14 protein-coding genes are annotated in these 15940 nt (G+C 66.1%); 10 read left to right on the top strand and 4 right to left on the bottom strand.

All coding sequences use genetic code 11. From position 1 onward, the window contains the following. Positions 1-7 precede the first annotated feature (7 nt). The gene (locus ASE61_RS23520) at positions 8-1180 is read left to right on the top strand and encodes a glycosyltransferase (protein ID WP_061971095.1); all 1173 of its coding nucleotides are present in this window, start codon (positions 8-10) and stop codon (positions 1178-1180) included. A gap of 57 nt (positions 1181-1237) precedes the next feature. Here the strand turns inward: ASE61_RS23520 and ASE61_RS23515 are convergent, their stop codons facing one another. After that, the gene (locus ASE61_RS23515) at positions 1238-2347 is read right to left on the bottom strand and encodes an AbrB family transcriptional regulator (protein ID WP_061971093.1); all 1110 of its coding nucleotides are present in this window, start codon (positions 2345-2347) and stop codon (positions 1238-1240) included. 290 nt (positions 2348-2637) lie between these two features. Between ASE61_RS23515 and ASE61_RS23510 the strand changes: the two genes are divergently transcribed. From ASE61_RS23510 to ASE61_RS23490, 5 genes are all read left to right on the top strand, one after another. Further along, the gene (locus ASE61_RS23510; RefSeq protein ID WP_061971091.1) at positions 2638-3720 is read left to right on the top strand and encodes a DMT family transporter; all 1083 of its coding nucleotides are present in this window, start codon (positions 2638-2640) and stop codon (positions 3718-3720) included. A gap of 109 nt (positions 3721-3829) precedes the next feature. Further along, positions 3830-4873, top strand: coding sequence for a GMP reductase (locus tag ASE61_RS23505; RefSeq protein WP_061971090.1), 1044 nt, complete (start codon positions 3830-3832; stop codon positions 4871-4873). A gap of 96 nt (positions 4874-4969) precedes the next feature. Next, the gene (locus ASE61_RS23500) at positions 4970-6001 is read left to right on the top strand and encodes an amino acid ABC transporter substrate-binding protein (protein WP_061971088.1); all 1032 of its coding nucleotides are present in this window, start codon (positions 4970-4972) and stop codon (positions 5999-6001) included. 120 nt (positions 6002-6121) lie between these two features. After that, complete coding sequence (locus ASE61_RS23495; RefSeq protein ID WP_082617691.1) at positions 6122-7285, top strand: amino acid ABC transporter permease; 1164 nt, start codon at positions 6122-6124, stop codon at positions 7283-7285. Next, on the top strand, positions 7282-8325 hold the full coding sequence (locus ASE61_RS23490) for an amino acid ABC transporter permease (protein WP_061971084.1): 1044 nt from the start codon (positions 7282-7284) through the stop codon (positions 8323-8325). Before ASE61_RS23495 ends, ASE61_RS23490 begins: the two co-directional genes overlap by 4 nt. A 192-nt stretch (positions 8326-8517) precedes the next feature. Here the strand turns inward: ASE61_RS23490 and ASE61_RS23485 are convergent, their stop codons facing one another. Continuing rightward, positions 8518-9066 (bottom strand): GcrA family cell cycle regulator, encoded by a 549-nt coding sequence (locus ASE61_RS23485; RefSeq protein ID WP_061971194.1) that lies wholly within the window; start codon positions 9064-9066, stop codon positions 8518-8520. 543 nt (positions 9067-9609) lie between these two features. Here ASE61_RS23485 and ASE61_RS23480 point away from each other — a divergent pair. From ASE61_RS23480 to ASE61_RS23470, 3 genes are read left to right on the top strand one after another with little or no spacing between them, the layout of a single operon-like run. Then, the gene (locus ASE61_RS23480) at positions 9610-10830 is read left to right on the top strand and encodes an aspartate aminotransferase family protein (RefSeq protein WP_061971082.1); all 1221 of its coding nucleotides are present in this window, start codon (positions 9610-9612) and stop codon (positions 10828-10830) included. 42 nt (positions 10831-10872) lie between these two features. Continuing rightward, positions 10873-11796 (top strand): ornithine carbamoyltransferase, encoded by a 924-nt coding sequence (gene argF, locus ASE61_RS23475; protein ID WP_061971081.1) that lies wholly within the window; start codon positions 10873-10875, stop codon positions 11794-11796. Next, positions 11796-12800 carry an Hsp33 family molecular chaperone gene (locus ASE61_RS23470; protein ID WP_061971079.1) on the top strand — a complete coding sequence of 335 codons (1005 nt, stop codon included), beginning with the start codon at positions 11796-11798 and terminating at the stop codon, positions 12798-12800. The genes argF and ASE61_RS23470 overlap by 1 nt, the downstream gene beginning before the upstream one ends. Positions 12801-12913: 113 nt before the next feature. On the opposite strand, the gene argE is transcribed toward ASE61_RS23470, so the two are convergent. Then, positions 12914-14092, bottom strand: a complete 1179-nt coding sequence (gene argE, locus ASE61_RS23465; protein WP_061971077.1) for an acetylornithine deacetylase — start codon at positions 14090-14092, stop codon at positions 12914-12916. Continuing rightward, entirely contained in the window at positions 14089-14481 is a 393-nt protein-coding gene (gene apaG, locus ASE61_RS23460; protein ID WP_061971076.1) for a Co2+/Mg2+ efflux protein ApaG, read from the bottom strand. Before apaG ends, argE begins: the two co-directional genes overlap by 4 nt. A gap of 425 nt (positions 14482-14906) precedes the next feature. Here apaG and ASE61_RS23455 point away from each other — a divergent pair, with 425 nt between their 5' ends. Next, the gene (locus ASE61_RS23455) at positions 14907-15938 is read left to right on the top strand and encodes a 2'-deoxycytidine 5'-triphosphate deaminase domain-containing protein (RefSeq protein WP_061971074.1); all 1032 of its coding nucleotides are present in this window, start codon (positions 14907-14909) and stop codon (positions 15936-15938) included. Positions 15939-15940: the final 2 nt, after the last annotated feature.

Genomic DNA, 15940 nt, shown 5'->3' with positions numbered 1-15940 from the left:
TTCCGCCTTGCGTCTTGCTTTCCTGACCTCGCTCATTCCCGTCGCCCGGCCGGATACCGGCTTCGAGATCGCCAATGCGGCGATCCTCTCGGCGTTGCGCGCGGCCGGGCACGAGGTCACGGCGATCGGCTTCCTGCGCCCCGGCGAGGTTCCGGCCGAGCCGGAGCAGGCGGTCGTGGTCGCCGAGGCCGATATCGAGAACGCGGTGGTGCCGACGGCGCAGAAGCTGCGCTGGCTGGCGGCCGCCGTGCGGCTCGGCTTGCCGGTTGCCTGCGCGAAGCTCAGGCTCGCCGGAGCGGGCCGCCTCGTCGAAGCCGTCCGGGCTCACGGGCCTTTCGACGCGCTGATCCTGAATTCCGTCATGTTGCCGGGTGCTTTTCCGGAATTGCTGCGGCTCGCGCCCTGCATCCTCGTCGAGCACAATATCGAGCATGTTTCGGCCGGTCAGAACGCCGATCATGCCGAAAGCCTGCTGTTGCGCCGGCTCTACCGGCGCGAGGCGGGCTTGCTGGAGCGGCTGGAGCGACGGCTCTGGGACGAGGCGCGCTTCATCTGGACGCTCGCGGAAGAGGACCGGCAGGCGCTCGGCCCCGCCTATCGGGAGAAATCCTGCGCCCTGCCGCTGGTCTCCTCCCATGGCCCAGCCGCAGCTCCACCCGGCGATCTCGGCGAGGCGCCGGCCTTCGATGTCGGCCTGATCGGCACCTGGACCTGGGGCTCGAACCTGATCGGCCTGGAATGGTTCCTCCAGGAGGTCTGCCCACTGCTGCCCGATGGAATCCGCGTCGCGATTGCCGGCCGGGTGCCGCCCGAATTGCGGACGCCGCTGAACGTGACGCTCGTCGGGCGCGTGCCCTCGGCGGAGCATTTCCTGCACTCCTGCCGGCTGATTGCCCTGTCGAGCCGGGCCGGTACCGGCGTGCAGCTCAAGACGATCGAGGCGATGCAGCTCGGCCTGCCGGCGGTCGCGACCGCTCTGTCCTGTCGCGGCTTCACGACGCTGCCGGCCAACTTCACCCCTGCCGATACGGCGGCGGATTTCGCCCGGGCGGTGACGGAGCGCGTCGCCGCGATCCGTGCCGGCGATCGGCAGCGCATCGATGGCGCCGCCTTCATGGAGGGGCAGCGCGTGGCGCTGGCGGAGGGGCTCGCGCGTGGGCTTGCCGTCGCCGTGGCGTAGATCATCGCGCGTCCGATAGCACGCGGTAACGATGATCTATCCGATGCTAAAGGGCGGCTATTCCGCTGCGGCTTTGCGGTCCCGGCGGCCGATCAGGCCGAAGATCGGCCCGGCCGAGACCATCACCAGGAAGACGCGGATGATGTGATGGGCCGCAACGAAGGCGACCTCCGTATGGAGCGCCAGCGCGATCAGGCTCATCTCGGCGAGGCCGCCCGGCGAATAGGCCAGGATCAGCGGGACATGGCCGTGCACGGATAGCAGCGCGACGAGCCAGGCGAAGCCCAGCGTCAGCGCCAGCAGGATCATGGTCGAGCCGACCGAAAGCAGCAGCACCCGCAGGATGATGCGCGGCGCCGTGCCGACGAAGCGGCAACCGATCGTCACGCCCAGCACGAGCTGCGCCGCATTGACGATCTCCGAGGGCGGCATCGCGGCGCTCAGGCCGGTGACATGCACGATCGCGCTGACCAGCATCGGGCCGAGCAGGTATTTCGCGGGCATCCGCAGCCAGTGGCCGACGATGACGCCGGCGATGCCGCAGCCGATCAGCCAGAGTTCCGAGCCGAGCGGCGTCTGCGTGATGGAAGGGCCAGCGACGCGCCCGCCGCTCAGCGTGACGCCGCCGATCCATTGCACGATGAAGGGCAGCGTCATCACCACGAGCAGGATGCGGGCCGAATGGATCAGCGCGATGATGCGGGCATCGCCGCCTTTTTCCTCGCCGACCGTGACCATCTCGATCAGGCCGCCCGGCATGCCCGAGAAGAAGGCCGTGACCGGGTCGAACCCGGCGACGCGGCGGAAATAGCTGACGCAACAGAGCCCGCAGGCGACCATGAACAGCACGAGCCCGGCTAGCGTCGGCAGCCAGTTCGGCATCTGCGAGACCACCTCCGGCTTGAACGAGGCGCCGAGCATCACCCCGATCACCGCCGTCATCGGCGGGCGGATCACCGCTGGAGCGGCGACCGGCAGGTTGACCAGCGCGGTGACGGTGCAGAACACCATCGAGCCCAGCATCCAGGGCAGGGGCAGTTTGGCCTGCACGAAAAGCCAGCCGCCGAGCCCGCCGAGCGCGAGCGCCAGCGCGAAACGGCGATAGGGGAAGCGGTTGGGGGCGAACGCCTTGAGGCCGTCCAGGAAATCGTCGAACACGGCCTTCATCGGCCGATGCCGCCGTGCCGGATCGGCCGGTCGGTTTCCAAGGCCGCCCGGAGGCGGGAAGAGGGGCGGTCTCGAAGCGTCAAGCGGCAGGTCCCTTTCAGGTTCCTCCTAGAGGCTGTTCGCCGCCTTGCACAGTCCGCGCCGGGTATGTCGCCCCTGCGCGTCGCGCGGCCGGAACAACGCGGCCATGTCGCATTGTCATTGGCCGAATTGCCGCGTTTCCTCAATGATTTGCGGCAAGGGATGAAATGCCGCGCCGGCCATCGGCCGCCGACCACTGGTTGAGGGTGATGAGCGAGGAACGGCAGTCCGGCCGGCAGGGTCGGCCGGGGTTCGAGGGCGATGCTCCCTGGCACGAGCCGGCCGCGTCCGCGCCTCCGGCGCCCGGATCTTCCGCCTCCGTTCCGATCGTCGAGGCCGAGCCATCGGGTGGCGCGAAGGCAGGCCGGCTCGGCTGGCTGGAAACCCGCAGGCAGCGCCTGCGCTACTGGTGGCGCGGCGCGAGCCCGAATCTGCGCGGTTCGGTCTTCATGCTCGCCGCCTTGCTTGTCTATGCGGTGATGGTCGCCGGCATCAAGCATGTCGGACAGGCCATCCCGCTCGCGCAGATCCTGCTGATCCGGCAGGTGATCATGACGGCGATCCTGCTGCTCTTCGCCGCCGGCAGCCTGCGGCGGGCGCTCCATACCGACCGGCTCGGCCTGCAGGTCTTCCGCAGCGTGGTCACGCTTTTATCCATGCTGTGCGGCTTCACGGCGGTCGTCAAAATCCCGCTTGCCCAGGCGACGGCGATCGGCTTCAGCCAGGTCTTGTTCGTCACCATCGCGGCGGTCCTCGTTCTCAAGGAGGTCGTCGATATCAGACGCTGGACGGCGACGGCGATCGGGTTCGTCGGCGTGCTGATCATGCTGCGGCCGAGCTCGGAGGGGCTGGACATCTATGCGATGCTCGCTGTCGCCGGTGCGATCTGCGGCGCCGCCATCACGGTCAGCGTCCGCAAGCTCGCCGCGAGCGAGCGCACCGATACGATCCTGCTCTATCAGGGCATCGTGCTGATCGTGCTGCTGGCGGTACCGACCTGGGCGTGGTGGCAGATGCCGACGCCCAATCAATGGTTCTGGCTGATCACGCTCAGCGTCTTCGGTACCGCCGGGCAATGGCTGATCACCCGCGCCTATCAGGTCGGCGAGGCGGCGGCGCTGGCGCCGCTCGATTTCAGCCGCCTGCTGCTGGCGAGCTTCACCGGCTTCGTCTTCTTCGCCGAGATTCCGGCGCTCACCACCTGGCTCGGCGCCGCTATCGTCATCGGCGCGACGCTCTATACGATCCGCAAGAACGCCCGCACGACGGCACCGCCGCCAGCCGCGGCCTGAGCGCCGGGATTGCGCCGGTCCCGCCCCAGGGGCTATGAATCGGCGCACGCCTCTCCGCGTGCGGCCGCCGGGCCTCGGCCCCGCGACAGCGAGATCCAGAGGCCCGATCATGCGCATCGAAAACGATCCGAAGCTCGATTTCCGCGACGTGCTGATCCGCCCGAAGCGCTCGACGCTGGGCAGCCGCGCCGAGGTCGATGTCGAGCGCTCGTTCCGCTTCGCCCATACCGGCAAGGAGTGGAAGGGTTTTCCGCTGATCGCCGCCAACATGGACGTCGTCGGCACCATGGCGATGGCCCGTGCGCTCCTGAAGCACGGCGCCATGGTCGCCCTGCACAAGCATTACAGCGCCGAGGAGCTGATCGCCTTCTTCCGCGAGCCGGGCTCGGCCAATGCCTTCTATTCGCTGGGCACGACCGATTCCGACCATGACAAGCTCAAGGCCGTCCACGCCCGCTCGCCGATCACCAAGATCTGCCTGGATGTCGCCAACGGCTACACCGAGAAATTCGTCGACACGGTCAAGGCGACGCGCGCAGACTTCCCGGATGCGGCGATCATGGCCGGCAATGTCGTCACCGGCGACATGACCGAGGCGCTGATCCTCGCCGGGGCCGATATCGTCAAGGTCGGCATCGGGCCGGGCTCGGTCTGCACCACCCGCAAGATGACCGGCGTCGGCTATCCCCAGCTCTCCGCCATCATCGAATGCGCGGACGCGGCCCATGGCCTGAAGGGCTTCGTCTGCGGCGATGGCGGCCTGACCGTGCCGGGCGACGTCGCCAAGGCCTATGGCGGCGGCTCCGATTTCGTGATGATGGGCGGCATGCTCGCCGGCCATGACGAATGCGAGGGCGAGATCCGCTACGAGGAGCGCGACGGCGAGACGGTGCCGGTCGCGATGACCTTCTACGGCATGTCCTCGGACACGGCGATGAACAAGTATTCCGGTGGCGTTGCCAAGTACCGGGCCTCCGAGGGCAAGACCGTCGAGGTGCCCTATCGCGGCCCGGTCGAGGGCACGATGCAGGAACTGATGGGCGGCGTGCGCTCGGCGATGACCTATATCGGCGCGGTGCGCCTGAAGGAGATGTCGAAGCGCACGACCTTCATCATGGTCGGCAGCCAGCTCAACACGATCTTCGGCAACTGACGCGGATTGGCATTTCCGCCGCTACCGCTTTCCTTGCTCCTGTTGCATAGTCGCTTTGCAACACAGAAGGCTGCTGACGGCCTCGGGGAGACGGATATGACGATCAGAATCTTGGGAGCGGCGTTTTTGCTGGCCGCGGGAACTTCGATGGCGCAGGCGCAGCAGCTCGCGCCGAGCCCGACGCTGGACGCCGTCAAGGCGCGCGGCAATCTCGAATGCGGCGTGCATCTCGGCCTGCCCGGCTTCTCCTTCGCCAATGACAAGGGCGAGTGGAGCGGGCTCGATGTCGATTACTGCAAGGCGCTGGCTGCTGCGGTGCTCGGCGATGCCAACAAGGTGAAATACACGCCGACCTCGGTGCAGCAGCGCTGGCCGATCCTGCAATCGGGCCAGGTCGATGTGCTCGCGCGCAACTCGACCATCACCTTCTCGCGCAACGCGACGCTCGGCCTCAACTTCCAGGGCATCAATTTCTACGAGGGCCAGACCTTCATCGTCCGCAAGTCGGCCAATGCCAAGACGGCGGCGGATCTCGACGGCGCCTCGGTCTGCGTCGCTGCCGGTTCGACCGAGGAGAAGAACGCCGCCGACTGGTTCCGCGAGCGCAACCTCAAGACCACCATCACCAATTTCCAGAAGAACGACGACGCCATCGCCGCCTATGACGCGGGCCGCTGCGACGCCTATACCGCCGGCGTCGGCGCGCTCGCCGGCCAGCGCGCCAAGCTCAAGAACCCCGAGGAGCACATCATCCTGACCCAGCCGATCTCGAACGATCCGCAGGGGCCGGTGACGCGCTGGGGCGACGAGCGCTGGCAGCTCATCGTGCGCTGGGTGCTGAACGGCACCATCGCGGCGGAGGCGCTCGGCGTCACCTCCAAGAACGTCGACGAGATGAAGGCGAACTCCAAGAATTCGGAAGTCCGCCGCCTGCTCGGCGCCGAGGGCGGCTTCGGCGCGATGATGGGGCTCTCGAACGACTGGATGTACAACGTCATCAAGCAGGTCGGTAACTACGGCGAGAGCTACGAGCGCACCGTCGGCATGGGCTCGAACCTGAAGATGGAGCGCGGCCAGAACCAGCTCTGGACCAAGGGCGGCCTGCTCTTCACCCCGCCCTTCCAGTGAGAACAGTGAAGGCTCGTCATGGCCGGGCTTGACCCGGCCATCTCGGAATTCAGCCCAAGCGTCACGAGATTCCCGGGTCAAGCCCGGGAATGACGTCCGCGAACCTCGATCGAGGTGGTCGTGAACAGCTTCCTATCCTTCATCAACGACAAGCGCGTCCGGGACTGGTTCTACCAGATCGCCCTGATCCTGCTGCTCGTCGGCCTCGCCGTATTCTTCGTGCGCAACGCCTCGGAGAACATGGTGAAGGCCGGCATCGCCTCGGGCTTCGACTTCCTCTGGCGCACCTCGGGCATCGAGGTCCCCTTCGTCCTGACCAACTATACGCAGGCCGACAACATCCTCGCCCTGTTCTGGGTCGGCGTCGCCAACACCATGCTGGTGACGGTGATCGCCATCGTGCTGGCGACGCTGCTCGGCTTCGCGCTCGGCATTGCCAGGCTGTCCTCGCACTGGCTGCTCTCGACCATCGCCGGCGCCTATGTCGAGTTCGTCCGCAATATCCCGCTGCTGTTCTTCGTGCTGTTCTGGTATTTCGGTGTCATCGCCGCCCTGCCGCAGCCGCGCCAGAGCATCGGCCTGTTCGGCGTTGCCTTCCTCAACAACCGCGGCATCACCATCCCGCTGCCGGATGCACCCGACAATTTCCGCTGGGCGGCGCTGGCGGTCCTGGTCTCCTGGCTCTGCTACTGGCTGGCCAGCGCCTGGGCGCGCCGCCGCAAGGAGCGCACCGGGCAGGACGCGCCGCTTCTCGCCATCGGCATCGGGCTGATCGTGGTGGTGCCAGCGCTCGCGATCGCCTGGGCCAGCCTCGCCACGCGCTGGGACATTCCGGTGCTGCGCGGCTTCAACTATCGCGGCGGCTTCGTCGTCATCCCTGAATTCGTCGCGCTGCTCGCTGCGCTCGTCACCTATACCGCCGGCTTCATCGCCGAGATCGTGCGCGGCGGCATCGAATCCGTGGCCAAGGGCCAGAGCGAGGCCGCTTCGGCGCTGGGCCTGCGTCCCGGCCGGATTCTGAGCCTCGTCATCATCCCGCAGGCGCTGCGGGTGATGACCCCGCCCCTGACCAACCAGTATCTCAACGTGCTCAAGAACTCGTCCTTCGGCGCGGCGATCGCCTATCCCGACGTGGTCAGCCTGTTCATGGGCTCGGCGCTCAACAATACCGGTCAGGCGATCGAGATCATCGCCATGACGCTCGCGGTCTATCTCGTCATCGGGCTCGCGGTGTCGGCGCTGATGAACTGGTACAACGCCCGCATCGCCCTGGTGACGCGATGACCCGCACCTCCTCCCTCTCCCTTTGGCGCGAGCGCCTGTTCGGCACGCCCTTCACTGGCTTCACCTCGGTGGTGCTGATCGTCCTCATGGCCTGGGTCGCCGTCCCGCTGATCCGTTGGGCTGTGATCGATGCGACCTGGGTCGGCTCGACCAGGGCCGATTGCGCGCCCGGCGGTGCCTGCTGGGTCTTCATCCGCGCCCGCTTCGGCCAGTTCATGTACGGGCTCTATCCTGTCGACCAGCGCTGGCGCGTCGATATCGCCGGGATCGCCTTCGTGCTGGGGATCGCGGCGGTGGTCCTGGCACCGCAGCGTCTCAGGCTGAAGCTCGGCCTCGCCATGCTCGTCGTCCTGCCGCCGCTCGGCATCTGGCTGCTCTCCGGCGGTTTCGGCTTGCGTGATATCGAGACGCGCGAATGGGGCGGCCTGATGCTGACCCTGTTCATCTCGATCTATGCGAGCCTGATCGCGATCCCGCTCGGCATCCTCTTCGCGCTCGGCCGACAATCGGAGCTCAGGATCATCCGGCTCATCAGTGTCATCTTCATCGAGTTCTGGCGCGGCGTGCCGATCATCGCGGTGATCTTCCTGGCGTCGCTGCTGCTGCCGCTGATCCTGCCCGGCGGCATCGGCATCGACCGGCTGGCGCGCGCCGTGATCGGGCTGGGCTTCGTCATCGCCGCGTATATGGCGGAAGCGGTGCGCGGCGGCCTGCAGGCCCTGCCCAGGGGCCAGCGCGAGGCGGCGACCGCGCTCGGCCTCAACTACTGGAAGGCGACCGGCCTGATCGTGCTGCCGCAGGCTCTACGCATCTCGCTGCCGGCGATGACCAACGAGTTCATCGCGCTGATCAAGAACACGACGCTGGTGCTGGTCGTCTCGATCCTTGACCTGCTCGGCATCGCCCAGGCGTCGCTTGCCGATCCCAACTGGGTCGGCATGAACATGGAGGCTTATGTCTTCTCGGGGGCGATCTACTGGCTGATCTGTTTCGCGCTCTCGCGCTGGAGCCGCTCGCTGGAGAAGAAACGGAGGTTGTGAGGAGTCTGGGCATGGGCCGTCATTCTCGGGCGGAGCGAAGCGCAGGCCCGAGAATCTCTTCCCGGAAATGATACCGGAGCCTCTCTCGTCTCGAGATGCTCGGGACAAGCCCGAGCATGACGTGCCCTTCTATCAGGCAATAAAAAACCGGCCTCTCGGCCGGTTTTCTTTGTTCGACGCTCCGAATCCAGATCAGGCCCGGGCCTTGCTCCGGTCGCGCCGGCGGTCGGCGGCAGGCTGATAGGCGATGCGGGCGTGGTGGCTGCAATAGGGCAGGCCGGTCTGCGAACGCGCGCCGCAGAAACGGAACTCCGGGGTCGTCGGGTCGCCCATCGGCCAGCGGCACATGTATTCGCGCAGGTCCATGATGGTGACGCGCTCCGAGAACGGGATCACCACGTCCTCGGAGGGCAGCGGCGACGCCTCGACCGCGCTCTCCACCTCGACGGCGAAGTCGGGCGCGAGCGCATGGGCGCCGCGCGTCGGCGCGGAGGCAGCCCCGGCCATCGGATGGCTCGGCGAGCGCGCCGGGGCCTTGCGGGGTGCGTTGCTGCGCGGCGCGGCCGGCTGTGCCGCGCTCTTGGCCCGGCCCGAAAGGCCGAGGCGGTGGACCTTGCCGATCACCGCGTTGCGCGTGACGCTGCCCAGCTCGGCGGCGATCTGGCTGGCGCTCAGCCCATCGCTCCAGAGCTTCTTGAGCAGCTCGACGCGCTCTTCCGTCCATGCTCCGGCTTCGTTCATCCGCATCACCTGTCTTGTCCGGCCGATCCCTTGCGGGTTCGGCCTTTAAGGGCGCTTCGTGACGGAATCCGGGACCGGCGGCTCTGTCACGAGGACAAGGCCGTTGCTGCCGCAACAGACGGTACAGGAGGCGCCGCACGAAATGTCGTATCTGACGAAGTCGACCATACAAGCTGCGGTGACTCGCGAACAAGAGTCGGCGAATCGGAATTCGGCTTTTCCCCAGGCGATTCGCCAATGCGCGGTCAAGCGAATCCTTTCGGCAACACTGTCCCCGCCGCATTGAATTGACAGCCGCGGCCTCCTTAAGCATATTTATCCACAAGGTGACGCCGCCCCGCTCGGGCGGCGCTTATGTTTGGCGGATCAAGGTTCCGACGATGCGGATGACGGCGCGACGAGAGATCGGGAGCTGGGCGCGACGATAACGTCGCCGCCGGGTCGTATCATGGCTGCATCCTGCAGCATCCACCCCGGATCGTCGTTCTCCGTCCAGCGCCAATCCGTTTCTCACCCCGTCCCCTTCGCGAGGATCTTCGTCCCATGGCTCCCGCCCCTGTTTCCGCCAGCCAGTCCGTGCTTGTCCCGACCTATGCCCGCGCCCCCGTCGCCTTCGAGCGCGGCGAGGGTCCCTGGGCGATCACGGCCGACGGCACCCGCTATCTCGATTTCGGCGCCGGCATCGCGGTCAACGCGCTCGGCCACGCCCATCCGCATCTCGTCAAGACGCTGACCGAGCAGGCCGGCAAGATCTGGCACACCTCGAACCTCTATGGCGCGCCTGATGGCGAGCGGCTGGCCCGCCGCCTCTGCGAGGCGACCTTCGCCGAGCGTGTCTTCTTCACCAATTCAGGCGCAGAGGCGAACGAGTGCGCCATCAAGATGGCGCGGAAATACCATGCCGCGAAGGGCCATCCCGAGCGCTATCGCATCATCACCTTCGAGGGTGCCTTCCACGGCCGGACGCTGGCAACCATCGCCGCCGGCGGCCAGCAGAAATACATCGACGGCTTCGGCCCCAAGGTCGATGGCTTCGACCAGGTAGCGTTCGACGACGAGAAGGCGCTGCGCGCCGCGATCACGCCTGAGACGGCCGCGCTGATGATCGAGCCGATCCAGGGCGAGGGCGGCCTGCGCTCGGTGCCGGCCCGCTTCCTCAAGCTGCTGCGCGATCTCTGCGACGAGCACGGCCTGATGCTGATCTTCGACGAGATCCAGACCGGCGTCGGCCGCACCGGCAAGTTCTTCGCGCATGAGAAATACGGCGTCGCGCCGGACATCATGTCGATCGCCAAGGGCATCGGCGGCGGCTTTCCGATGGGCGCCTGTCTCGCGACCGAGGAAGCGGCATCCGGCATGACGCTCGGCACGCATGGCACCACCTTCGGCGGCAATCCGCTCGCCATGGCGGTCGGCAATGCCGTGCTCGACGTGGTGCTGGCGCCCGGTTTCATCGAGAATGTCGGCCAGATCGCGCTCCGGCTGAAGCAGTCGCTGGCCGAGCTCAAGGACAAGCATCCGGATGTAATCCAGGAGATCCGCGGCGAGGGCCTGATGCTCGGCCTGAAGCTGCACACGCTCAACACCGACTTCGTCAACGAAGCCCGCGCCCATGGCCTGCTGGTCGTCGGCGCCGGCGACAATGTCGTGCGCCTGCTGCCGCCGCTGATCATCACCGAGGCCGATGTCGCGGAGGCCGTCTCGCGTCTCGACAAGACGGCGGGCGCGGTCGAAGCCGCGCTGAAGCGCCCGGCCGCCGAATAAGTTCACCCCCAGACCCCCACCAGCGAAGCGAAGGAAGCGCCCGTGACGCGCCATTTCCTCGATCTCTCCGATTTCTCCGGCAACGAGCTGCGCGCCATCCTGCGCACGGGCGAGGAGATCAAGGCGCGACGCCGTACGCCCGCAGCCGCTAGCGACCGCCTGCTCGAGGGCAAGGTCATCGCGACCATCTTCGAGCAGCCGTCCTTACGGACCCGCGTCTCCTTCGATGTCGGCATCCGCGAGCTCGGGGGATCGCCGATGATGGTCGCCGGCCATGAGATCGAGCTCGGCGAGCGCGAGACCATCGCGGACACCGCCCGCGTGCTCTCGCGCTATGTCGATGCGATCATGATCCGCATCCTCGATCACGATTCGCTGGTCGAGATGGCGAAATACGCCACCGTCCCGGTGATCAACGGCCTGACCAAGCGCCAGCATCCCTGCCAGGTCATGGCCGACGTCATGACCTTCGAGCAGCGCAAGGGCGCGATCGAGGGCAAGCGCATCGCCTGGACCGGCGACACCAACAACGTGTTGACCTCCTGGGTCCACGCGGCCGGCCGGCTCGATTTCGAATTGTCCGTCGCGACGCCGGAGGAGCTCAGCCCCCCGCCGGCCCTGATCGCCTGGGCCAAAAAACAGGGCGCCCGCATCAAGCTGACCAATCGCCCCGAGGAAGCGGTCGAGGGCGCCGATTGCGTCATCACCGATTGCTGGGTCTCGATGGGCGATGACAATGAAGGCACCCGCCACAACCTGCTGCGACCCTATCAGGTCGACGACAGGCTGATGGAGCGCGCCGAGAAGGACGCGATCTTCATGCATTGCCTTCCCGCCTCGCGCGGCGAGGAGGTCACGGACGCGATCATGGACGGCCCGCAATCGGCCGTCTTCGACGAGGCCGAGAACCGCCTGCACGCACAGAAGGGCATCCTCGCCTGGTGCTTCGGCGGAGCGGCGGCCTGATGGCCGTCGACGACAGCATGAGCGCTGCCGGGCTCGACGACCGGGTCATCCCCTTCGCCGTGCCCGATCTCGACGTGCGCGGCCGCGTCGTGCGGCTGGGTCCGGCGATCGATGCGATCCTCGATCGCCATGGTTATCCGGAGCCGGTCTCGCGCGTGCTCGGGGAGGCCGCGGCGCTCACCGTCCTGCTCGGCACGGCGCTCAAGTTCGAGGGCCGCTTCCAGCTCCAGACCAAGAGCGACGGCGCCATCCCGATGATGGTCGTCGACTTCAACGCGCCCGACAATTTCCGGGCCGTCGCCCATATCGTCGAGGCGAAGCTCGTCGAGGCGATCGCGCTCGGCAAGGTCTCGAGCGGTGAACTTCTCGGCGAGGGCCATCTCGCCATGACCGTCGACCAGGGCTCGGCCACGACCCGCTATCAGGGCATCGTCGCGCTGAAGGGCCAAAGCCTGGAAGAGGCCGCACACCAGTATTTCCGCCAGTCCGAGCAGATCCCGACGCATGTCCGGCTTGGCGTCGGCACCGTCACCACGGGCGGGCGGCCGCAATGGCGCGCCGGCGGCATCCTCGTCCAGTTCATGCCGCACTCGGCGGATCGCCTACGCGCTGCGGACATGCACCCGGGCGATGCACCCGAGGGACACGATATCCTCGCCAAGGGCGATCCGGACGGCATCGCCGACGATGCCTGGATGGAGGCGCGCTCGCTGGTCGAGACGGTCGAGGATCACGAACTGCTCGACCCGACGCTGGAGAGCGAGCGCCTGCTCTACCGCCTCTTCCACGAGCGCGGCGCCCGCGTCTTCGAGCCGGTCCTCGTGCGCGAGGACTGCCGCTGCTCGCGCGAGCGCGTGCTCGCGATGCTGCGCGGCTTTGCGCCCGAGGATCGCCGGGCGATGATCGCGGATGATGGCAAGCTCGGCGTCACCTGCGAATTCTGCTCGCGGCGCTATTCGTTCGATCCGGCCGAGGTCGAGGACGGGCTGTCGGCGGGCGAGTAAGCCGCCCGTCATTCTCGGGCGTCGCGAAGCCACGACCCGAGAATCTCATGCCGGAAAAGCGCGGGAGGCTTCTTGTCTCGAGATGCTCGGGGCAAGCCCGAGCATGACGCGCCTCAGCCCGCCTGGCACTCCGCCATCAGCTTGCGCATGAAGGCCTCGCCGGCGGCCAATTGCTCCAGCGTGATGTACTCGTCCGGCTGATGCGCCTGGTCGATCGAGCCGGGGCCGCAGACCACGGTCGCAAGCCCCGCCTGCTGGAAATGCCCGGCCTCGGTGGCATAGGCGACCGCGATCGTGTGGTTGCGCCCCGAAAGCCGCATGGCGAGCCGCTCGGCCTCGGAGCCCGGATCGGGCGCCAGCCCCGGCACGTCCGAGGTCATCTGCGTCTCGATCGCGGAACTTGGCGCGGTCGAGCGCATCCGCGACAGCACCTTCTCGGCCGTCTTCGCGAAACGGGCCGGGCCGGCCTCGGGATCGGAGCTCGGCACCGTCCGGATCTCCCAGAGGATCTCGCTGCGATCGGCGAGGATGTTGCGAGCGATGCCGCCGTGGAACGTGCCGATATGGATGGTGTCATAAGGCGGGTCGAAGCGGCCGCTCGTATCCGGCCGCTGCCTGGCGTCCTCCGCCATCTGGTCGAGCTCGGCGGCGAGCAGGGCGCCGGCATGGACGGCGCTGGCGCCGAGCTGCGGCTTGGAGGAATGCGCTGCGAACCCCTTCACCACGGTCTGGAAGGTCCGCACGCCCTTATGCGCGTCGCAGATGTCGAGCATGGTCGGCTCGCCGACGATGACGGCGCGCGGCCGCGGCAGGCTCTTGCCCATGGCATTGATGCCGTCGACCACGCCGAGGCAGGTCACCTCCTCGTCATAGGACAGGAAGAGATGGATCGGCGTCTTGAGGTTCGCCGCCAAAAAGTCCGGCACCAGCGCCAGCCCCAGCGCGACGAAGGCCTTCATGTCGACGGCGCCGCGGCCATAGGCCTTGCCGTCCTCGACATGCAGCGTGAACGGGTCGCGGCTCCAGGCCTGGCCGGCGACCGGCACCACGTCGGTATGGCCGGAGAGGACGACGCCGCCGCGATCCTGCGGGCCCACGGTCGCGAACAGCGCCGTCTTGTCGCCGGTCTCATTGGGGAAGCGCACGCTGGAGACGCCCCAGCCGGCGAGGTAGTCCTCGACGAAATCGATCAGCGGCAGGTTGGACTTGTCGCTCACCGTGTCGAAGGCGACGAGGCGGGCGAGCATTTCGAGCGGCGTGTAGCGCTGCCCGGCTTGAGCGGAGGCGGTCAATGCAGAACCTTCTTCACATAAGGGGAATCGAGCGGGAAGAGCGGCACCTCGACATCGAAGATCGTGCCGTTCTCATCCTGCATGGCGTAGAAACCGTGCATCGAACCGTCAGGCGTCGTCAGCGGGCAACCCGAGGTGTAGTTGAAACTCTCGCCCGGCCGCAGCACCGGCTGCTTGCCGACCACGCCCTCGCCGCGGACTTCATGGACCTCGCCGCGTCCGTCGGTGATGAACCAGTGCCGGGTCATCAACTGCACGGTCAGCGTCGAGAGGTTCACGATCTCGATCGCATAGGCCCAGAAATACCGGCCCTGCGCATGCGAGGATTCTCCATCCATGAAGCTTGGCGCCGCGCTCACACGCACGCCATGCGTCTGTGCCTGATACATGGAAAGGCTCCGCCTCGGCCGATCGCGGCTCTATCGTGTTGATGTGTTATCGGCCTGCCGGCGCCAGCGTCAATGCGGTGACGCAGCGATTCTGGCGTGGGTAACCCGCTGCCTCGCATCTGCCGCGCATCCCCCATGCTTGGCCTTTGCGGGGCGCTTCGCTAGCTATGACCGATTATCCCCAGCGGAACGCGATGCCGCTCTCCCATCGAATTTAGCTGTAGAGGCTCGAGGTCATGAGCTGGTGCATCTGCAATCAGGCAAATCGCCTTCCCACCCTTCATGATCCGAGCCCTTATCGAATCCAAGACCGTCCCCGCCGCTGCAGCGGACATAGGAAAGACACTGTGGACGACGAGGACGGTGGCGGCTTGAGCCTGCCGTTGTATGTAGATATCAGCCAGACTCTTTCGGTGTGAGAAACGATGAATTTTGGAATTTGGCCGTCGCAGTGGATCCGGCGAGCTATTGAAGCGGGCATCATCAGCTCCAGTGCGCCGATCAGCGAGGCCGCGATCCAGCCGGCAAGCCTAGATCTTCGCTTGGGGGATCGGGCTTATCGCGTTCCCACCAGCTTCCTACCGGGTAAAGGAAATTCAGTCGCTCAGCGCTTGAGTGATCTTGCAACGCATGAGGTGGACTTGACGAAGCCTCAGGTCCTCGAACGGAATTGCGTTCACATTATTCCGCTTCAGGAGAGTCTGCGCCTCGATGAACGCACCAGTGCCCGCGCTAACCCTAAAAGCTCGTCTGGCAGGCTGGATATCTTCGTTCGCCTCATCGCAGATTGCGGGACCGCTTTCGATGAAATTCCCGCTGGCTATTCTGGCTCGCTCTTCGCTGAGGTCGTGCCACGCTCCTTTCCCGTGATTGCGCGGGTCGGCGATTCACTTAACCAACTGCGGTTTCGTGAGATCACTTCTGACCTTAAGCGCCCCAGTCGGACATTTCCTGTTTCGATCGATCTGGAAGGAGCGGCAGCTAGCGGCGTCGTCGCGTATCGGGCGCGCAAAACCACCGGCCTGATCGATCTTCAGCAAATTGGAAAGTATGACAGGAACGATTTCTGGGAGGCAATCCAATGCCGTCCGGGCAGACGGGAGCTCGTCCTTGTGCCGGACGAGTTCTACATCATGGCCTCGCTTGAGGATATCGAGATCGGCGAAGACGAGGCTGCCGAAATGATAGCGTATGACACCGCCGTCGGGGAGGTGCGCGTACATTATGCGGGTTTTCTGGATCCATTTTTTGGGAAATCCAAGTTTAATGCAAGTAACAGCAGTAAGGTTGTTCTTGAAATCAGGAGTCATGACGTTCCGTTCATGCTCGATCACGGCCAGAGAGTTGGAACTTTAATTTTTGAAGACATGATCGAAACACCGGACAAGCTGTATGGGCAGCAGATCAAATCCAACTACCAGGGCCAGGGCCTGAAGCTATCAAAACAGTTCATTTGAAC

Source organism: Allobosea sp. Root670, assembly GCF_001429415.1.
GTDB lineage: Bacteria > Pseudomonadota > Alphaproteobacteria > Rhizobiales > Beijerinckiaceae > Allobosea > Allobosea robiniae.
This window is presented reverse-complemented; position numbering and strand designations above follow the sequence as displayed.